12 protein-coding genes are annotated in these 13,868 nt (G+C 44.6%); 7 read left to right on the top strand and 5 right to left on the bottom strand.

What is annotated here, in order from left to right; genetic code table 11:
- Positions 1 to 14: 14 nt before the first annotated feature.
- Both proC and NF543_RS04565 read left to right on the top strand, forming a co-directional pair.
- Entirely contained in the window at positions 15 to 818 is an 804-nt protein-coding gene (proC, locus tag NF543_RS04560) for a pyrroline-5-carboxylate reductase (RefSeq protein ID WP_257666924.1), read from the top strand.
- A complete protein-coding gene (locus NF543_RS04565) occupies positions 811 to 1,875 on the top strand; it encodes a M20 family metallo-hydrolase (RefSeq protein WP_257666925.1) in 1,065 nt (354 codons plus the stop codon). The genes proC and NF543_RS04565 overlap by 8 nt, the downstream gene beginning before the upstream one ends.
- A 73-nt stretch (positions 1,876 to 1,948) precedes the next feature.
- Here NF543_RS04565 and NF543_RS04570 read toward each other — a convergent pair whose 3' ends face one another.
- On the bottom strand, positions 1,949 to 2,806 hold the full coding sequence (locus tag NF543_RS04570) for a sugar phosphate isomerase/epimerase family protein (RefSeq protein WP_257666926.1): 858 nt from the start codon (positions 2,804 to 2,806) through the stop codon (positions 1,949 to 1,951).
- A 235-nt stretch (positions 2,807 to 3,041) separates the two neighbouring features.
- On the opposite strand from NF543_RS04570, the gene hflK reads away from it, so the two are divergent.
- Both hflK and hflC read left to right on the top strand, forming a co-directional pair.
- Complete coding sequence (gene hflK, locus NF543_RS04575) at positions 3,042 to 4,037, top strand: FtsH protease activity modulator HflK (RefSeq protein ID WP_257666927.1); 996 nt, start codon at positions 3,042 to 3,044, stop codon at positions 4,035 to 4,037.
- Positions 4,034 to 4,972 carry a protease modulator HflC gene (gene hflC / locus NF543_RS04580; RefSeq protein ID WP_257666928.1) on the top strand — a complete coding sequence of 313 codons (939 nt, stop codon included), beginning with the start codon at positions 4,034 to 4,036 and terminating at the stop codon, positions 4,970 to 4,972. The genes hflK and hflC overlap by 4 nt, the downstream gene beginning before the upstream one ends.
- A 113-nt stretch (positions 4,973 to 5,085) precedes the next feature.
- Here the strand turns inward: hflC and recA are convergent, their stop codons facing one another.
- The 3 genes from recA to NF543_RS04595 form a co-directional block, all read right to left on the bottom strand.
- Positions 5,086 to 6,093 (bottom strand): recombinase RecA, encoded by a 1,008-nt coding sequence (gene recA, locus NF543_RS04585; protein ID WP_257666929.1) that lies wholly within the window; start codon positions 6,091 to 6,093, stop codon positions 5,086 to 5,088.
- Between the two features lie 93 nt (positions 6,094 to 6,186).
- Positions 6,187 to 6,879, bottom strand: coding sequence for an endonuclease III (nth, locus tag NF543_RS04590; protein ID WP_257666930.1), 693 nt, complete (start codon positions 6,877 to 6,879; stop codon positions 6,187 to 6,189).
- A gap of 344 nt (positions 6,880 to 7,223) precedes the next feature.
- The gene (locus NF543_RS04595) at positions 7,224 to 8,855 is read right to left on the bottom strand and encodes a S8 family peptidase (RefSeq protein WP_257666931.1); all 1,632 of its coding nucleotides are present in this window, start codon (positions 8,853 to 8,855) and stop codon (positions 7,224 to 7,226) included.
- A gap of 141 nt (positions 8,856 to 8,996) precedes the next feature.
- Between NF543_RS04595 and NF543_RS04600 the strand changes: the two genes are divergently transcribed.
- Positions 8,997 to 11,153: a S9 family peptidase gene (locus NF543_RS04600; RefSeq protein ID WP_257666932.1), complete on the top strand. Its 2,157-nt coding sequence runs from the start codon at positions 8,997 to 8,999 to the stop codon at positions 11,151 to 11,153.
- 23 nt (positions 11,154 to 11,176) lie between these two features.
- Here the strand turns inward: NF543_RS04600 and NF543_RS04605 are convergent, their stop codons facing one another.
- Complete coding sequence (locus NF543_RS04605) at positions 11,177 to 11,395, bottom strand: hypothetical protein (protein WP_257666933.1); 219 nt, start codon at positions 11,393 to 11,395, stop codon at positions 11,177 to 11,179.
- 473 nt (positions 11,396 to 11,868) lie between these two features.
- Here NF543_RS04605 and NF543_RS04610 point away from each other — a divergent pair, with 473 nt between their 5' ends.
- Both NF543_RS04610 and argG read left to right on the top strand, forming a co-directional pair.
- Positions 11,869 to 12,576, top strand: coding sequence for a GNAT family N-acetyltransferase (locus tag NF543_RS04610; protein WP_257666934.1), 708 nt, complete (start codon positions 11,869 to 11,871; stop codon positions 12,574 to 12,576).
- A gap of 67 nt (positions 12,577 to 12,643) precedes the next feature.
- On the top strand, positions 12,644 to 13,828 hold the full coding sequence (argG, locus tag NF543_RS04615; protein WP_257666935.1) for an argininosuccinate synthase: 1,185 nt from the start codon (positions 12,644 to 12,646) through the stop codon (positions 13,826 to 13,828).
- Positions 13,829 to 13,868: the final 40 nt, after the last annotated feature.

Consider the following 13,868-nt stretch of genomic DNA (forward strand, 5'->3'; position numbering starts at 1 on the left):
AACTTTCATCACAAATGAACAAGATAACCATTATCGGAAGCGGGAACATCGGTCTTTCCCTGGCAAAAGGATTAGTAAATAAAGCATACTGCCAAGCCGAAGATATTACCTTAACCCGCAGGAGCCTTAAATCGCTGAGCGAAGAAGCTACCGAGGGATTCAAGGTGAGTGATAACAACAAAGTGGCCATTTATGATGCCTGTGTTATTGTACTGGCGGTATTGCCTCAGCAATTGAAAGGCGTATTGGAAGAGATTGCTCCCGCCGTTTCTCCGGAAAAGCAGATTGTGGTTTCGGTAGTATCTGGGGTTACTTGCAGCGATGTCCGCGACAAATTGGGTAACAATGTACAAGTAATTCGTGCTATGCCCAATACGGCCATTGCCATTGGCCAATCTATGACGTGTATTGCCTCAGACAATGCCTCGGATGAACAAATGGAGCGGGTGACCAAGATGTTTGAGACCGTAGGCGCGGTTGTCACCATCAACGAAGATTTAATGACTTCGGCAACAGCATTATGCGCATGTGGCATCGCCTTTTTCCTCCGCAGTATCCGCGCAGCTTCGCAAGGAGGGGTAGAGATTGGGTTCCATGCCCATGATGCATTGAAAATGGCGGTGCAGACGGCTAAAGGCGCTGCCGATTTGCTATTGCAAACCCAAAGCCATCCAGAAGGGGAGATCGATAAAGTGACTTCTCCCAAGGGCTGTACTATTGCCGGATTAAATGAGATGGAGCACAATGGTTTCAGTTCGGCCTTCATTAAGGGAATCAAATTGTCGGCACTCAAGGCTGGGGGATTATATAATGGTTGAAAAGTTAATACAAGATAGTACCAATTTATTGCGTGATCTCATCCGTGTTCCCTCATTCAGTAAGGAGGAAAATCAAACGGGTGATACCATCGAGCGGTTTTTGCAGCAAAGAGGAGTAAAGACCTACCGCAAGCTGAATAACGTATGGGCATACAATAAATTTTTCGATGCAGGGAAACCCACCATACTGCTCAATTCGCATCATGATACCGTAAAACCCAATACAGGCTATACGCGCAACCCGTTCTCGCCCGATTTCGAGGATGGCAAGTTATATGGATTAGGAAGTAATGACGCAGGGGGATGTTTGGTATCGCTGATTGCTGCTTTTCTGCATTTCTATCCAGAAGAAGACCTCCAATACAATTTTTGCATTGCTGCTACGGCAGAGGAAGAAATATCCGGCACCAATGGCTTGGAGTTGGTTATCCCCGATTTAGGCCCGTTGGATTTTGCCATTGTGGGCGAACCAACGTTGATGCAATTGGCCGTAGCTGAACGCGGGCTGATGGTGCTGGACTGCGTTGCACATGGCAAAGCTGGCCATGCTGCCCGTGAGGAAGGTGATAATGCCATCTACAAAGCGCTTAAAGACATTGAATGGTTCATCAGTTACCGCTTCCCCAGGGAATCCGAGGAGTTTGGTCCCATCAAGATGAGCGTTACCGTCATCCACGCTGGGTCACAGCATAATGTGGTACCGGCCACCTGCGAGTTCGTGGTAGATATCCGGGTTACCGATGCTTACCGCAATGATGAGGTGCTCGATCTCATACGTCGGCATGTGAGCTGCGAAGTGAAACCCAGATCAGTAAGGCTTAAACCTTCATCCATTCTGAAGGAACACCCCGTGGTGCAGGCAGGTCTTGCCCTTGGACGCACCACGTATGGCTCACCAACTACGAGTGACCAAGCCTTGCTCGATATCCCGTCACTCAAGCTCGGCCCCGGTGATTCAGCCCGCTCTCACATGGCTGATGAGTTTATCTATGTGAATGAGATTGGAGAGGGAATCGGGCTGTATATTGCCGTTTTGGAACGGGTTGTGAAAGCGTAGAAAATATTTCAGCCAGTTTTTTTATTTTTCTGAGGATTTAACCGTGCAAGATTTTCTCCAAGGTATCAGCATGTTAATATATTATATTAAGTTGCCGAATTAGTGTTCGATGAGCGTGGGTGGCCTGGTCAGAAAAGTCATCCCACCGTGCCTCTACGGCTATCCCTCCGCTGTAGCCGATTTGCTTCAGGGCACGCAGGTAAGCTCCGAAGTCTGTATCCTGGACTCCGGGCGGTGTACGTTTTTCACGCTCAGCGATGTCGCAAATAAGGATGTAGTCCCTAGCTTTTAATATGTTTTTTGCCGGTTCATCTTCCTTCAACATGTGATAAATATCCACATTTACACCGAAATTTGGCATATTCACCTGTTCGCAGATTTCAACGGCTGCTTCAACCGTATTGATTAGATTGGTTTCTTCCCTGTTCAGGTTTTCCAAGGCGATTTTCACATCGTACTGTTGAGCCAATTTCGAAAGTTCTATACACAATTGGGTAAATTGTTTTACTGCCAGATTTTTGCTAAACCCATCCGGAATGGCTCTCGCACCCCCACTGCCAAATACGATGATAGGTACCCCAACTTGCTTGGCCCGCTTGAATACGATTTTGGCATAAGCCAAAACCGAATCCATGTTTGAAGTTGGTCCCACACACTTCATTTTTGATGGAAAAAAAATGTTACACGCAAAAACCGGTGGAAGGTTCTCATTGGCTACAATATCCGAGAATTGATCATCCGTTAGGTGGGGCTTGAGGTAGGAGCTGACACTGGGGACAATAAATTCAAACCCCGCATCTTTTGCTTGGGTAATGTGATCGTCTGACACGCAAACGCCAATAGCTGGCCTTGCTGGCTTATCCTGGTCTTGAGCAGCAGCAAAAAGCGGCAAAGCCATCAGCCAATAAAAAAAGTAATAGTGTTTGAGCATTGTCTATCGCTGTTAAGTATATTTTTTGAGGCTTTATTACCATCGGTAATACCAAACATAAGGATTTTTTTGGAAATGCAGCCTACGGTTGCTATAGAAGGGAGCTCTTCATTTACAATTCACAGGTTATGTTTATTCCTCCATATCAAAAGCATATTTATCGTAAGTCGGTCGTCTATTGCTTTATTTTTTAGTAGATTTGAACCAATGGTTTTACCTAAACAAATAATAATTTATGTTAGATAAAAATTATGAGGTCAATTTCAATCCGGAATGGATCAAGAAATACCTTAGCAAAATTATCATTGGGATAGTTGTACTAATCGCTATATTCACTTCTTTTCGTACGGTAGGTCCAGAAGAAGAAGGAGTCGTTGTCCAGTTAGGCGAATATAGTCGTACGGATTCACCAGGATTGAATTTTATACTGCCTTTTGGTATTGAGAAAATGTATAAAATACCTGTTCAGAGACAACTAAAGCAGGAGTTTGGATTTCGGACCACTTCCGCTGGACAACAATCTCAGTACAGCAAGGAAGGGTATGTTGATGAATCCATCATGTTGACGGGAGACTTGAACCTGACTGATGTGGAATGGGTGGTCCAATACAGGATTAGCGATTCATATAAGTATCTTTTTAAGGTAAGGAATGCAGACAAGACCCTTAGGGACATGTCTGAGTCGGCCATGAGGAAAATCGTTGGTGACCGGACGGTCAATGAAGTACTGACAGTGGGCAGGCAAGCGGTAGCGACCAGCGTGGAGCAGTTGCTACAAGAACTTTGTGATGAATATGAAAACGGTATCCGGATTGATCAAGTGGTCCTTCAGGATGTAAACCCCCCTGATCCGGTAAAACCGTCTTTCAATGCGGTGAACGAGGCTCAACAAGAAAGAGAGACCCTCATCAATCAAGCCGAGGCCGATTACAATCGGGTAATACCGAGGGCTAGTGGCGAAGCACAGGAAACCATCGAACTGGCGGAGGCCTATGCACTCAATCGGGTAAACAGGGCTACGGGGGAGGCCGATCGCTTCAACTCCCTTTTTAACGAATATGTGAAAGCTCCGGAAGTAACCAAGCAGCGGATCTATTTGGAAACGATGGAAAAGGTGCTTCCCAAACTGGGGAATAAGGTCATCGTGGATGAAAAGGGGAGCAATGTATTGCCACTCTTAAATATTGATAAGAAAGTAACTGTTGACAAGAAAGGAAGTGTTGAAAAATGAAGAAACTTTATATCGTTTATATCGTCATCGGGGTTATATTGCTGATCTTAGCCAACAGCAGCATATATATCCTGGATGAAACCAAGCAAGCTATTGTCACCCAATTCGGGAAACCTGTAGGCAAACCCCGAACATCGCCTGGCATGAATTTTAAGGTGCCCTTTTTACATAAAGTGCAATTCTTTGACAAACGGTATCTGGAATGGGATGGGGATAAAAACCAAGTGCCAACGAAGGATAAAAAATTCATTTTCGTAGATACTTATGCTCGGTGGGAAATCACTGACCCGTTGCAGTTTTTTATCCGGTTGCGGGATGAACGATCTGCTCAATCTCGGTTGGATGATATTTTGGATGGGGAAACCAGGAATGCAATAGCAAGCAATGAGTTGTTGGATATTGTCCGCTCCACCAATAGGGATCCGGAAGTGACAGAGGATTTTATGGAAGAAATAGAGATTTTGGAAAATATTTCTGTGGGAAGGGAAAAGATAGAGGAAATCATCCTAAAAAAGGCCAATGAAAGGACAGCGGACCTTGGTGTCAGGGTATTAGATTTTAGGTTTAAGCGCATGAATTATGTAGATGAGGTGCGAGATCGGGTACATGACCGGATGATAAGCGAACGGAATCGTATTGCAGACCAATTCCGCTCCGAAGGACAAGGTGAAGCCCGGAAGATCCAAGGTGACAAGGAGCGGGACTTGGCAAAGATTCAATCGGAAGCTTTCCGTGAAGCAGAAGAGATCAAGGGACGGGCCGATGCAGAAGCTGCGGCAATCTATGCATCTGCCTATAATAAGAATAGACAAGCGGTTGATCTGTACAAGTTTATACGGACCATGGAGAGTTTTGAGAAATCGTTGGATGAAAACACCAGCATCATTCTATCCACGGAAAGTGAGTTTTTTCGGTACCTGAATAAGTTGAATTAATGGAGTATAAGCGATAAGATTTTACTCGCAATCAATTTGGGAAATTTCGGTAAATGTAGGTTGGGTTCTACTTATACCATGCGTTTGGAGACAGGGCTAAACTAGAAGAACCATTATAGCTCCTCTAGCTTTTCTGCCGTTACTTCCGCTTTGATTTTTGCTTCCAGCTCGTCCATCAAATCCGGGTTGTCGAGTAGCAGTGCTTTTACAGCATCTCTCCCTTGCCCGAGTTTGGTATCGCCATAACTAAACCAGGAACCTGCTTTTTTGATGATGTTGAAATCAACACCCAAATCAATGATTTCACCAGACTTAGAGATGCCCTCACCAAACATGATATCGAATTCCGCAATACGGAACGGGGGAGCCACTTTGTTTTTAACAATTTTGACTTTCACACGGTTGCCAGCCACCTCGTCTGCATCCTTGATTTGTGCCATTCGGCGAATGTCAAGACGTACGGAAGCATAGAATTTAAGGGCATTACCGCCAGTGGTAGTTTCAGGGTTGCCAAACATCACACCGATTTTTTCGCGTAATTGATTGATGAAAATGCAGCAACAATTGGTTTTGGAAATGGTACCCGTCAGTTTACGTAGCGCCTGTGACATGAGCCGAGCCTGCAGACCCATTTTGGAGTCGCCCATCTCGCCTTCGATTTCACTCTTGGGTACCAGAGCGGCAACGGAGTCAATCACAATTACATCAATGGCACCCGACCGGATAAGGTTGTCTGCAATCTCAAGAGCTTGCTCGCCGTTGTCAGGCTGAGAAATCAAGAGATTTTCGATATCCACGCCAAGCTTCCTAGCATAGTATTTGTCAAAGGCATGTTCGGCGTCGATGATGGCCGCAATGCCCCCTTTTTTCTGGGCTTCGGCAACAATATGTGTGGCCAGCGTGGTCTTGCCCGAAGATTCGGGGCCGTAGATTTCGATGACCCGACCTTTTGGTACACCACCGATACCTAAGGCAATATCCAGTCCGATGGAACCTGTGGAAATGGATTCTATGGTTTCTACAGCAGAATCGCCCAATTTCATGACGGTGCCTTTGCCGTAGGACTTTTCCAATTTATCTAATGTGAGTTGTAGTGCTTTCAGTTTGTCTTGATTGCTCATGGTTTTAGTAATTATTTAGCCAAAGGTAAAGTTAATAATTTTATTTTGCTAATATTTTTCGTTTTTTTTCGGCTGTCAGCTATCAGCCAGTCGTTAGCTGTTAGCTAAATCTTGCTTTCCGTCTTCCTGTCCCTCGGACTTCCCAACTTCCCTACTCTCCTCATAATACCGGCACATCCATGTGATGGGGCATTCTTCGCATTTAGGCTTACGGGCCAGGCAGATATATCGGCCATGTAAAATTAGCCAATGATGCGCAATTGCCAAAGTTTCTTCAGGTAAATATTTTACCAATTGCCTTTCCGCAGCAAGAGGAGTCTTAGCGTTGTTGGTGAGACCAATACGGTTGGCGACACGGAATACATGGGTATCTACAGCCATGGCAGGGGCCTTATACACAACGGAAGCAATGACATTGGCAGTCTTTCGACCTACGCCAGGTAACTTTTGCAGGTCATCAATCTTCTCAGGCACGACCCCATCGAAGTCCGACAGCAGTTTTTGTGCCATACCCACTAAGTGCTTGGATTTGTTGTTGGGATAGCTCACGCTACGGATGTAGGTGAATACTTCTTCAGGCGTACTGGCAGCAAGGCTTTCGACATCGGGAAAGCGACTGAACAACGCCGGAGTCACCTGGTTGATCCGTTTGTCGGTACATTGCGCCGACAAGATTACAGCCACCAAAAGTTCATAAGGAGTACTGTAGTTTAGCTCAGTTTGGGCATTTGGATTATGTGCAGAAAAATAGGCTACAAATGCCCGGTATCGTTCTTTTTTGAGCATAGCCAAACATAATCAAAATTACGTTGATTATAAAGTAATCCTAACAGGTTTTTCCACTATCCCCTTTTACAAAGGTGTTCTCAAAGCTTTCGAATAAGATGTGATTTTGCTTATGCTCTCCGCTTGTGGTTGACGGATCAGAATATCCATCCTGTTTTTGAGGAAATCATAAAAAAGCTCATCATCAAAGTCTAGTTGAGGGTTTTCTCGGCTTAATTTCTTGACAATCCCGGGGACTGATTTTTTAGTAGTATAAGTTTCTGTCATAAGCATTTATTTGTCGCGTATATAACGTAATAACGCCTCAAATAAGGTATTAGTATGAACAGAAGCGTTTTTTGGTTTTATTTTTTCTTTGCCGGCTCCAATGCCTGTTGCTCCGCTAGCAGAAGTGCCTTATATGCATTGACAATTCCTCCTGTCACACAGATGTCGTTCATGGATACTCTCCTATTCTGTCCATCAGGCCCCGTCACCTTTACCCGTTGATCCACACGTGTCACAGATTGCATAATGATTCGTTTTACCTCCATGGCGGGTAATTCCGGGTAATAGGAGCGGATTAACGAGGCGAGGCCAGCCACTACTGGGGCGGCCATACTGGTGCCTTGCTGATCTTTGTATTTTGATCCGGGCATGGTAGCGTATATCTTTACCCCCGGGGCGAATACATCTACAGATCGGCGCCCATAGTTGGAAAATGAAGCCACCAAATCATTATCATTCTTCCATTGGCTGGCACCTACCTCTATCCAAGCGCCTGCCTCCCCTTTATTGATACCTAAGCTATCCACATAATTACGATTGGGAAAATTGGGTGTAGCGTCATTGTCTTGGCCATCGTTTCCGGCGGCATGGATAATCAAGACATCATTTTCCAGTGCAAACTTCACGGCATCATCCACTACCTGCTTGTCTTTGACGAAAGCTTTCCCAAAACTCATGTTGATGACTTTTGCGCCGTTCTCTACGGCATAACGGATGGAATTAGCTACATCCTTATCGCGTTCGTCACCATCGGGAACGGTACGTATCGCCATGATACGAACATTGTCTGCTACCCCTTTTATACCAATGCCGTTATCGCGTATGGCGCCGATGATGCCAGCCACGTGAGTGCCATGGTCTGCATCGGGTCCGGTTACATCAGGATTGCCATAATAACGTTCTTGGCTATTCTCATAGTCGTCGCCGACGGTGGGTCGCGAGTCATATTCCTTGTTGAGATGATAATTTACTTGGTTGTTGAAATGTGTTACCCCTTCCTCAAGTTCTTCATAAAATTTGCCGAAATCCGGTTCATCTTTCAATTCTTTTTTGACAATTCGCAAAGCCATCTTTTCCAGGTCACCACTAGCGTTATATTTATCGAAATCGGCCAATGTAGGTTTCTCTTTGCCAATCCGAACAACCATGGTGTCTACAGCTCTTTTCAGTCCAGTATAGCTAATCTGCCCAAAGCGGGCCTCTTGCATTTTATTGGCATAGTAGGTCACCATCTTTTGGTATTCAGCAAACTCTCTTCGTTCTTCTCCACTCATCGGGGTAGAAGGTAATACGGATACATATTTCGGTTCAAGTTTATGTACCAGACGAGTCACTTCAAGATTGTCGTACTGCACGTTTTCGCCATTGGCATTACCCAGGAAATTCCAACCATACTTGTCATTGATATAACCATTTCCATCTTCATCATTGCCCGTAGCTGCGCTGTCCTTTTCGTTGATCCAAATGATATCCTTAAGGTCTTCATGGCGCACATCCACACCCCCATCTATCACAGCTACCACCACAGGCGTGCTTTTTTTATCTTTTAACAATAAATCATACGCCTTTTCCGTGCTGATACCCATTACACCGTCCCGCTCGAAGTCAAGGTTGAACCAGTTGGAAGGTGGAGCATCTTTTGCCTGTCCTAGGGAAAATAACGGGAGAAAAACAATAACGAGTGCATGGAGCAATTTCCGAAACGCCATATGAGGTGCCATTTTAGTAATGTGGGCAAATATAATGTTAATACCATGAAGATAACTGTTAAATTTTGATAAATCTGGTTCCAAATGGTTTAATCGTATGATTATATTTCGTTCATTTGTATTTGTATAATCTTAAGCCCCATGAACTATAAATCCATAAATTATATATTGCCAATGAGCATGATTGTTGCCTCCTGTTCCTCCCCTGAATTTTCCCAGACACCATACGAATGGCCTGACGAAAAGCCTCCCATTGCATCCATTAAACCATACACTCGTGCGCTACATGGCGACACCGTAGTGGATAACTATTATTGGCTCAATGACTACTTCAAAAAAGGACCGGATACGGCCTCCGTCATCGAATACCTCAACGCTGAGAATGCGTATACCGATGCGATGATGAAAAATACGGAAACATTGCAAGCCAAATTGTTTGATGAGATGAAGGGTCGTATCAAGGAACAAGATGAATCGGTACCCTATTTAAAGAATGGATACTATTATTATACGCGTACAGAGGAAGGTAAGCAGTATTACAAATTTTGTCGCAAAAAGGGTAGCCTTGATGCTGCTGAAGAGGTGCTCCTCGATGTAGATGCCATGGCTGAGGGCCATGCCTATTATGCAGTAGGGGGCTTTAATGTAAGCCCCGACAATAAATTTTTGGCATATGGAGTAGATACCGTATCGCGACGGGAATATACGATCCATGTGAAGAACCTGGAAACAGGAGCATTGCTTACCGATGCCATATCCCGCACCACCGGAGGTTCGGTTTGGGCCAACGACAACAAAACCTTGTTTTACACCAGCAAAAACCCAGTGACCTTGCTGACCGAGAAAATCATGCGGCACATATTGGGTTCAGACAGCAAAACAGATATCGTGGTGTACCATGAGGTGGACAACACCAATTACATTGGCGTGAATAAAGCCAAATCAGGCAAATTTATTTATATCTATTCCGGAGGCACACTTTCTTCGGAGACACGGTATTTGGATGCAAATAACCCGTTGGGTACATTTAAGGTGTTCCAGCCTCGTATTAACGATGTATTATATAATGTAACGGCGCTGGAGGATCGATTCCTTATCGTGACCAATCAAGATGCCAAAAACTTCAAGTTGATGGAATGCCCCTTTGATAATACAGGGCTGGAACATTGGAAAGAGGTGATTCCTCACCGCGAAGATGTGCTGTTGGAAGGTGTAGATGAGTTTAAGGACTTCTTGGTCATTTCTGAACGGAAAAATGGCCTTGCGCAGTTGGCTATTCGCCACCTGAGAGACGGGAAGGAACATTATTTGGATTTCGGTGAGGAAGCCTACGCAGCTTATACTTCTACCAACGCTGAATACGAGACATCCATATTGCGCTATGGATATACTTCACTGACCACACCGTCCTCTACGTATGACTATGATATGAATAGCCGTGAGAAAACGTTGATGAAACAGCAGGAAGTAGTAGGGGGGTATAACATTACAGACTATGTAACTAAACGTTTGTATGCCACGGCCAAAGATGGAACGAAGGTGCCCATTTCATTAGTGTACAAAAAAGGCTTCAAGCAGAATGGTAGTGCACCCTTACTTTTGTATGGTTACGGATCATACGGCAACTCGATTGATACATGGTTCAGTTCCTCCCGATTAAGTCTACTCGACCGTGGTTTTGTGTTTGCTATTGCCCATATACGCGGAGGGCAAGAAATGGGCAGACAATGGTATGAAGATGGGAAGATGATGAACAAAGTCAATACGTTTACAGATTTCATTGCCTGTGGGGAGTACTTGGTTGATGAGAAATATACCGCTCAACAACATCTGTACGCCCAAGGTGGAAGTGCTGGAGGACTATTGATGGGTGCAGTTGTTAATATGGCGCCCAACTTATGGAACGGTATCATCGCTCAGGTACCCTTTGTTGATGTGGTAAATACGATGCTGGATGAAACTATTCCATTGACTACCAATGAATATGACGAATGGGGTAATCCCAATGACAAGGCAGCTTATGAGTATTTGAAAGGGTATTCACCTTATGAAAATATTGAAGCGAAGGCATATCCTAATATGTTGGTAACTACTGGACTTCATGATAGCCAGGTCCAGTATTTCGAGCCGGCCAAATGGGTGGCCAGGCTACGTGCCACCAAGACTGATGATAAGGTGTTGCTTCTGAAGACGGAAATGGACTACGGGCATGGAGGTGCGTCGGGGCGATTTGACTACCTCAAGGAGATAGCACTGGAATATGCATTTTTATTTGCGCTGGAAGGGATAACGGATTAAAAAAGAGATGGCCATCTCTTTTTTTAATGACTTTTCTCCTGAGCTTCTTTTTTTCGTAGTTCGAAATTAGCTGCGGCATTACCGCTCGCCCGTATAGCTACATATGATGCTCCAATTGCCAGTAACAAGACAATTATAATACCCCATATCCCTTTGCGCTTATCTTGCTTCATTAACCAAATAAGAAAAGCAATCAATGGGATTGCAAAAATTAAAATGAAAAACCAGCTTGCTCCAACCATCTTTCTACGTGAATAAATTACACCTTCCTCGCTAGAAGGTAGCAGGCAAAGGTCGGAAGAAAACCTGCGGTATCCAAATATGGTTTTCCGAAAAGAAGAGGCAATTGATTGCGAAAAGCCTAGAAATTCTTGTGGAAAAGAAAAATTATTTCATACATTTGTCCCTTACATTACGGCTTTGCCGTAGTAGATTAGCAATGAACACAAAAAAATATATAACGGCATCTCCCTTATTATGCTTTCAGCATGACTTGAAGGGCTTTTTTTGTGAATTTTATATGACCGAAAGACCGGTTATCCGGCTCCGACGACCCATATTGCCCCGGGCTTAAAAATGGGGCGTCCCTCTCCAAAACTGTACAACATGGAGTCCGATAGTTGTACATTATCAGTAGTTTTTTAACGTTTTATAGTATCACTAAAACACAACTTATTAGGTTGATTGTTTTCAATTTTTGGGGTCGTATATTCCAATGGAACTTTCAGATTTCGTAATTATTCCAGCAGGTGCACACCATATAGGTTACGCACAGCAAATTTGTGACGAGATGGCCGAATCGGCCAAAGCCCGAGGGACCGGCATTGCCCGCCGTAGCCCGGAGTACGTGGCAAATAAAATGAAAGAGGGTAAAGCCGTGATTGCCTTGCACCGCGATGGCACATGGGCTGGTTTTTGCTACATCGAAACATGGAGCCATGGGGACTTTGTAGCCAACTCGGGATTAGTCGTCAGCCCCAAATTTCGTAAAGCGGGGTTGGCCAAGGCCATAAAAAAGCGTATCTTCGACCTTTCCCGGGAAAAGTACCCGAAGGCTAAGATTTTTGGCCTCACTACAGGACTGGCTGTGATGAAAATCAATTCGGATTTGGGATACGAACCAGTAACCTATTCGGAGCTTACCCAAGATGAGGAATTCTGGAAAGGTTGCCAAAGTTGCGTAAACTATGATATCCTTACCATGAAAGAACGCAAAAACTGTATGTGTACAGCGATGTTGTGGGATCCCGTGGAAAAGGAAAAGGAGTTGCGTGAGCGGATAGAGATGAAAGCCAAAGCGAAGGAGCGGTTGAAGCAAATCACCAAGAAATCATCGCTTTTGAAACGTATCGAAGCCAAACTATGGAAATCTACCAAAAAGATGGTTACGACCATTATCACAAGATATCCAAAGCCTATTTGAGTAGTTTAACTGATCTTACAGAGGCCATAAGGCAAACTATGTAGGATCATATTATATATAGTTATCAATGAAAAAAGTCGTATTAGCATTTAGCGGAGGATTGGACACCTCATTTTGTTGCATTTATCTATCAAAGGATTTGGGATTGGAAGTCCATTCGGTTATCGTCAATACCGGAGGATTTTCGGATGAAGAACTTGCGGAAATCGAAAAACGGGCCTATGCATTGGGTGTCAAATCGCATGCTGTTGTAGATGAAACCCAAAACTATTACCATAGTAGTATCAAATACCTCATCTTCGGCAATGTATTGAAGAATGCAACCTATCCGCTATCGGTGAGTGCCGAACGGGTGAGCCAAGCCACGGCGATTGCCGATTATGCGAAGAAAATCGATGCAACTTATGTGGCTCACGGGAGCACGGGAGCTGGCAATGATCAGGTGCGGTTTGATATGATATTCAATACGCTTATCCCCGGAGTAGAAATTATTACCCCCATCCGCGATCTTAAGTTGAGCCGCGAAGCCGAAATCGAATACTTGCACAAGCACGGCGTTGAATTCAATGCCGAAAAAGCCAAATATTCTATCAACAAAGGAATCTGGGGGACATCCGTAGGGGGAAAAGAAACATTGACCTCGCATGAAACACTCCCTGAGGAAGCATGGCCTACGCCTGCTACCTCCACAATCCCCCGCCGTATCACCATCGATTTCGAAAAGGGAGAGCCCGCAGCATTGGATGGCAATAGGATCGGCCCGGTGCAAGTGATACAGGAACTACAAGCCATTGCTCAGCCGTATGGCATTGGCCGTGATATCCATGTGGGCGATACCATCATCGGTATCAAGGGCCGAGTGGGTTTTGAAGCGGCCGCACCCCTTATCATCATCAAGGCACATCATACGTTGGAAAAACATACACTCACCAAATGGCAGTTGAGCTGGAAGGATCAATTAGCTGCATTTTATGGCAATTGGATGCATGAGGGGCAGATGCATGATCCGGTGATGCGCGATATCGAAGCGTTTTTGCAAAGCGCGCAACAAACCGTAACGGGCAAAGTCTTCGTGGAATTGAATCCATACCGATTCCACATCATTGGTATCGAATCTGAGCACGATCTGATGTCCAATGCATTTGGCAGCTATGGCGAAATGAACAATGCCTGGACAGGAGATGATGTGAAGGGCTTCTCCAAAATATTTGGTAACCAAACGATGATTTGGCATAAGGTAAACGGAAAATAGATACCGGATGGAAAGCGTCATCCATGTTCTAATAAATAAC

It is taken from the genome of Parapedobacter tibetensis, from assembly GCF_024704835.1.
GTDB classification, from domain to species: domain Bacteria; phylum Bacteroidota; class Bacteroidia; order Sphingobacteriales; family Sphingobacteriaceae; genus Parapedobacter; species Parapedobacter tibetensis.

Excerpts from the sequence above, each read along its gene's own strand:
- proC (WP_257666924.1), top strand. The coding sequence starts at position 15 with ATGAACAAGATAACCATTATCGGAAGCGGGAACATCGGTCTTTCCCTG.
- NF543_RS04565 (WP_257666925.1), top strand. The coding sequence starts at position 811 with ATGGTTGAAAAGTTAATACAAGATAGTACCAATTTATTGCGTGATCTC.
- NF543_RS04570 (WP_257666926.1), bottom strand. The coding sequence starts at position 2,806 with ATGCTCAAACACTATTACTTTTTTTATTGGCTGATGGCTTTGCCGCTT.
- hflK (WP_257666927.1), top strand. The coding sequence starts at position 3,042 with ATGTTAGATAAAAATTATGAGGTCAATTTCAATCCGGAATGGATCAAG.
- hflC (WP_257666928.1), top strand. The coding sequence starts at position 4,034 with ATGAAGAAACTTTATATCGTTTATATCGTCATCGGGGTTATATTGCTG.
- recA (WP_257666929.1), bottom strand. The coding sequence starts at position 6,093 with ATGAGCAATCAAGACAAACTGAAAGCACTACAACTCACATTAGATAAA.
- nth (WP_257666930.1), bottom strand. The coding sequence starts at position 6,879 with ATGCTCAAAAAAGAACGATACCGGGCATTTGTAGCCTATTTTTCTGCA.
- NF543_RS04595 (WP_257666931.1), bottom strand. The coding sequence starts at position 8,855 with ATGGCGTTTCGGAAATTGCTCCATGCACTCGTTATTGTTTTTCTCCCG.
- NF543_RS04600 (WP_257666932.1), top strand. The coding sequence starts at position 8,997 with ATGAACTATAAATCCATAAATTATATATTGCCAATGAGCATGATTGTT.
- NF543_RS04605 (WP_257666933.1), bottom strand. The coding sequence starts at position 11,395 with ATGGTTGGAGCAAGCTGGTTTTTCATTTTAATTTTTGCAATCCCATTG.
- NF543_RS04610 (WP_257666934.1), top strand. The coding sequence starts at position 11,869 with ATGGAACTTTCAGATTTCGTAATTATTCCAGCAGGTGCACACCATATA.
- argG (WP_257666935.1), top strand. The coding sequence starts at position 12,644 with ATGAAAAAAGTCGTATTAGCATTTAGCGGAGGATTGGACACCTCATTT.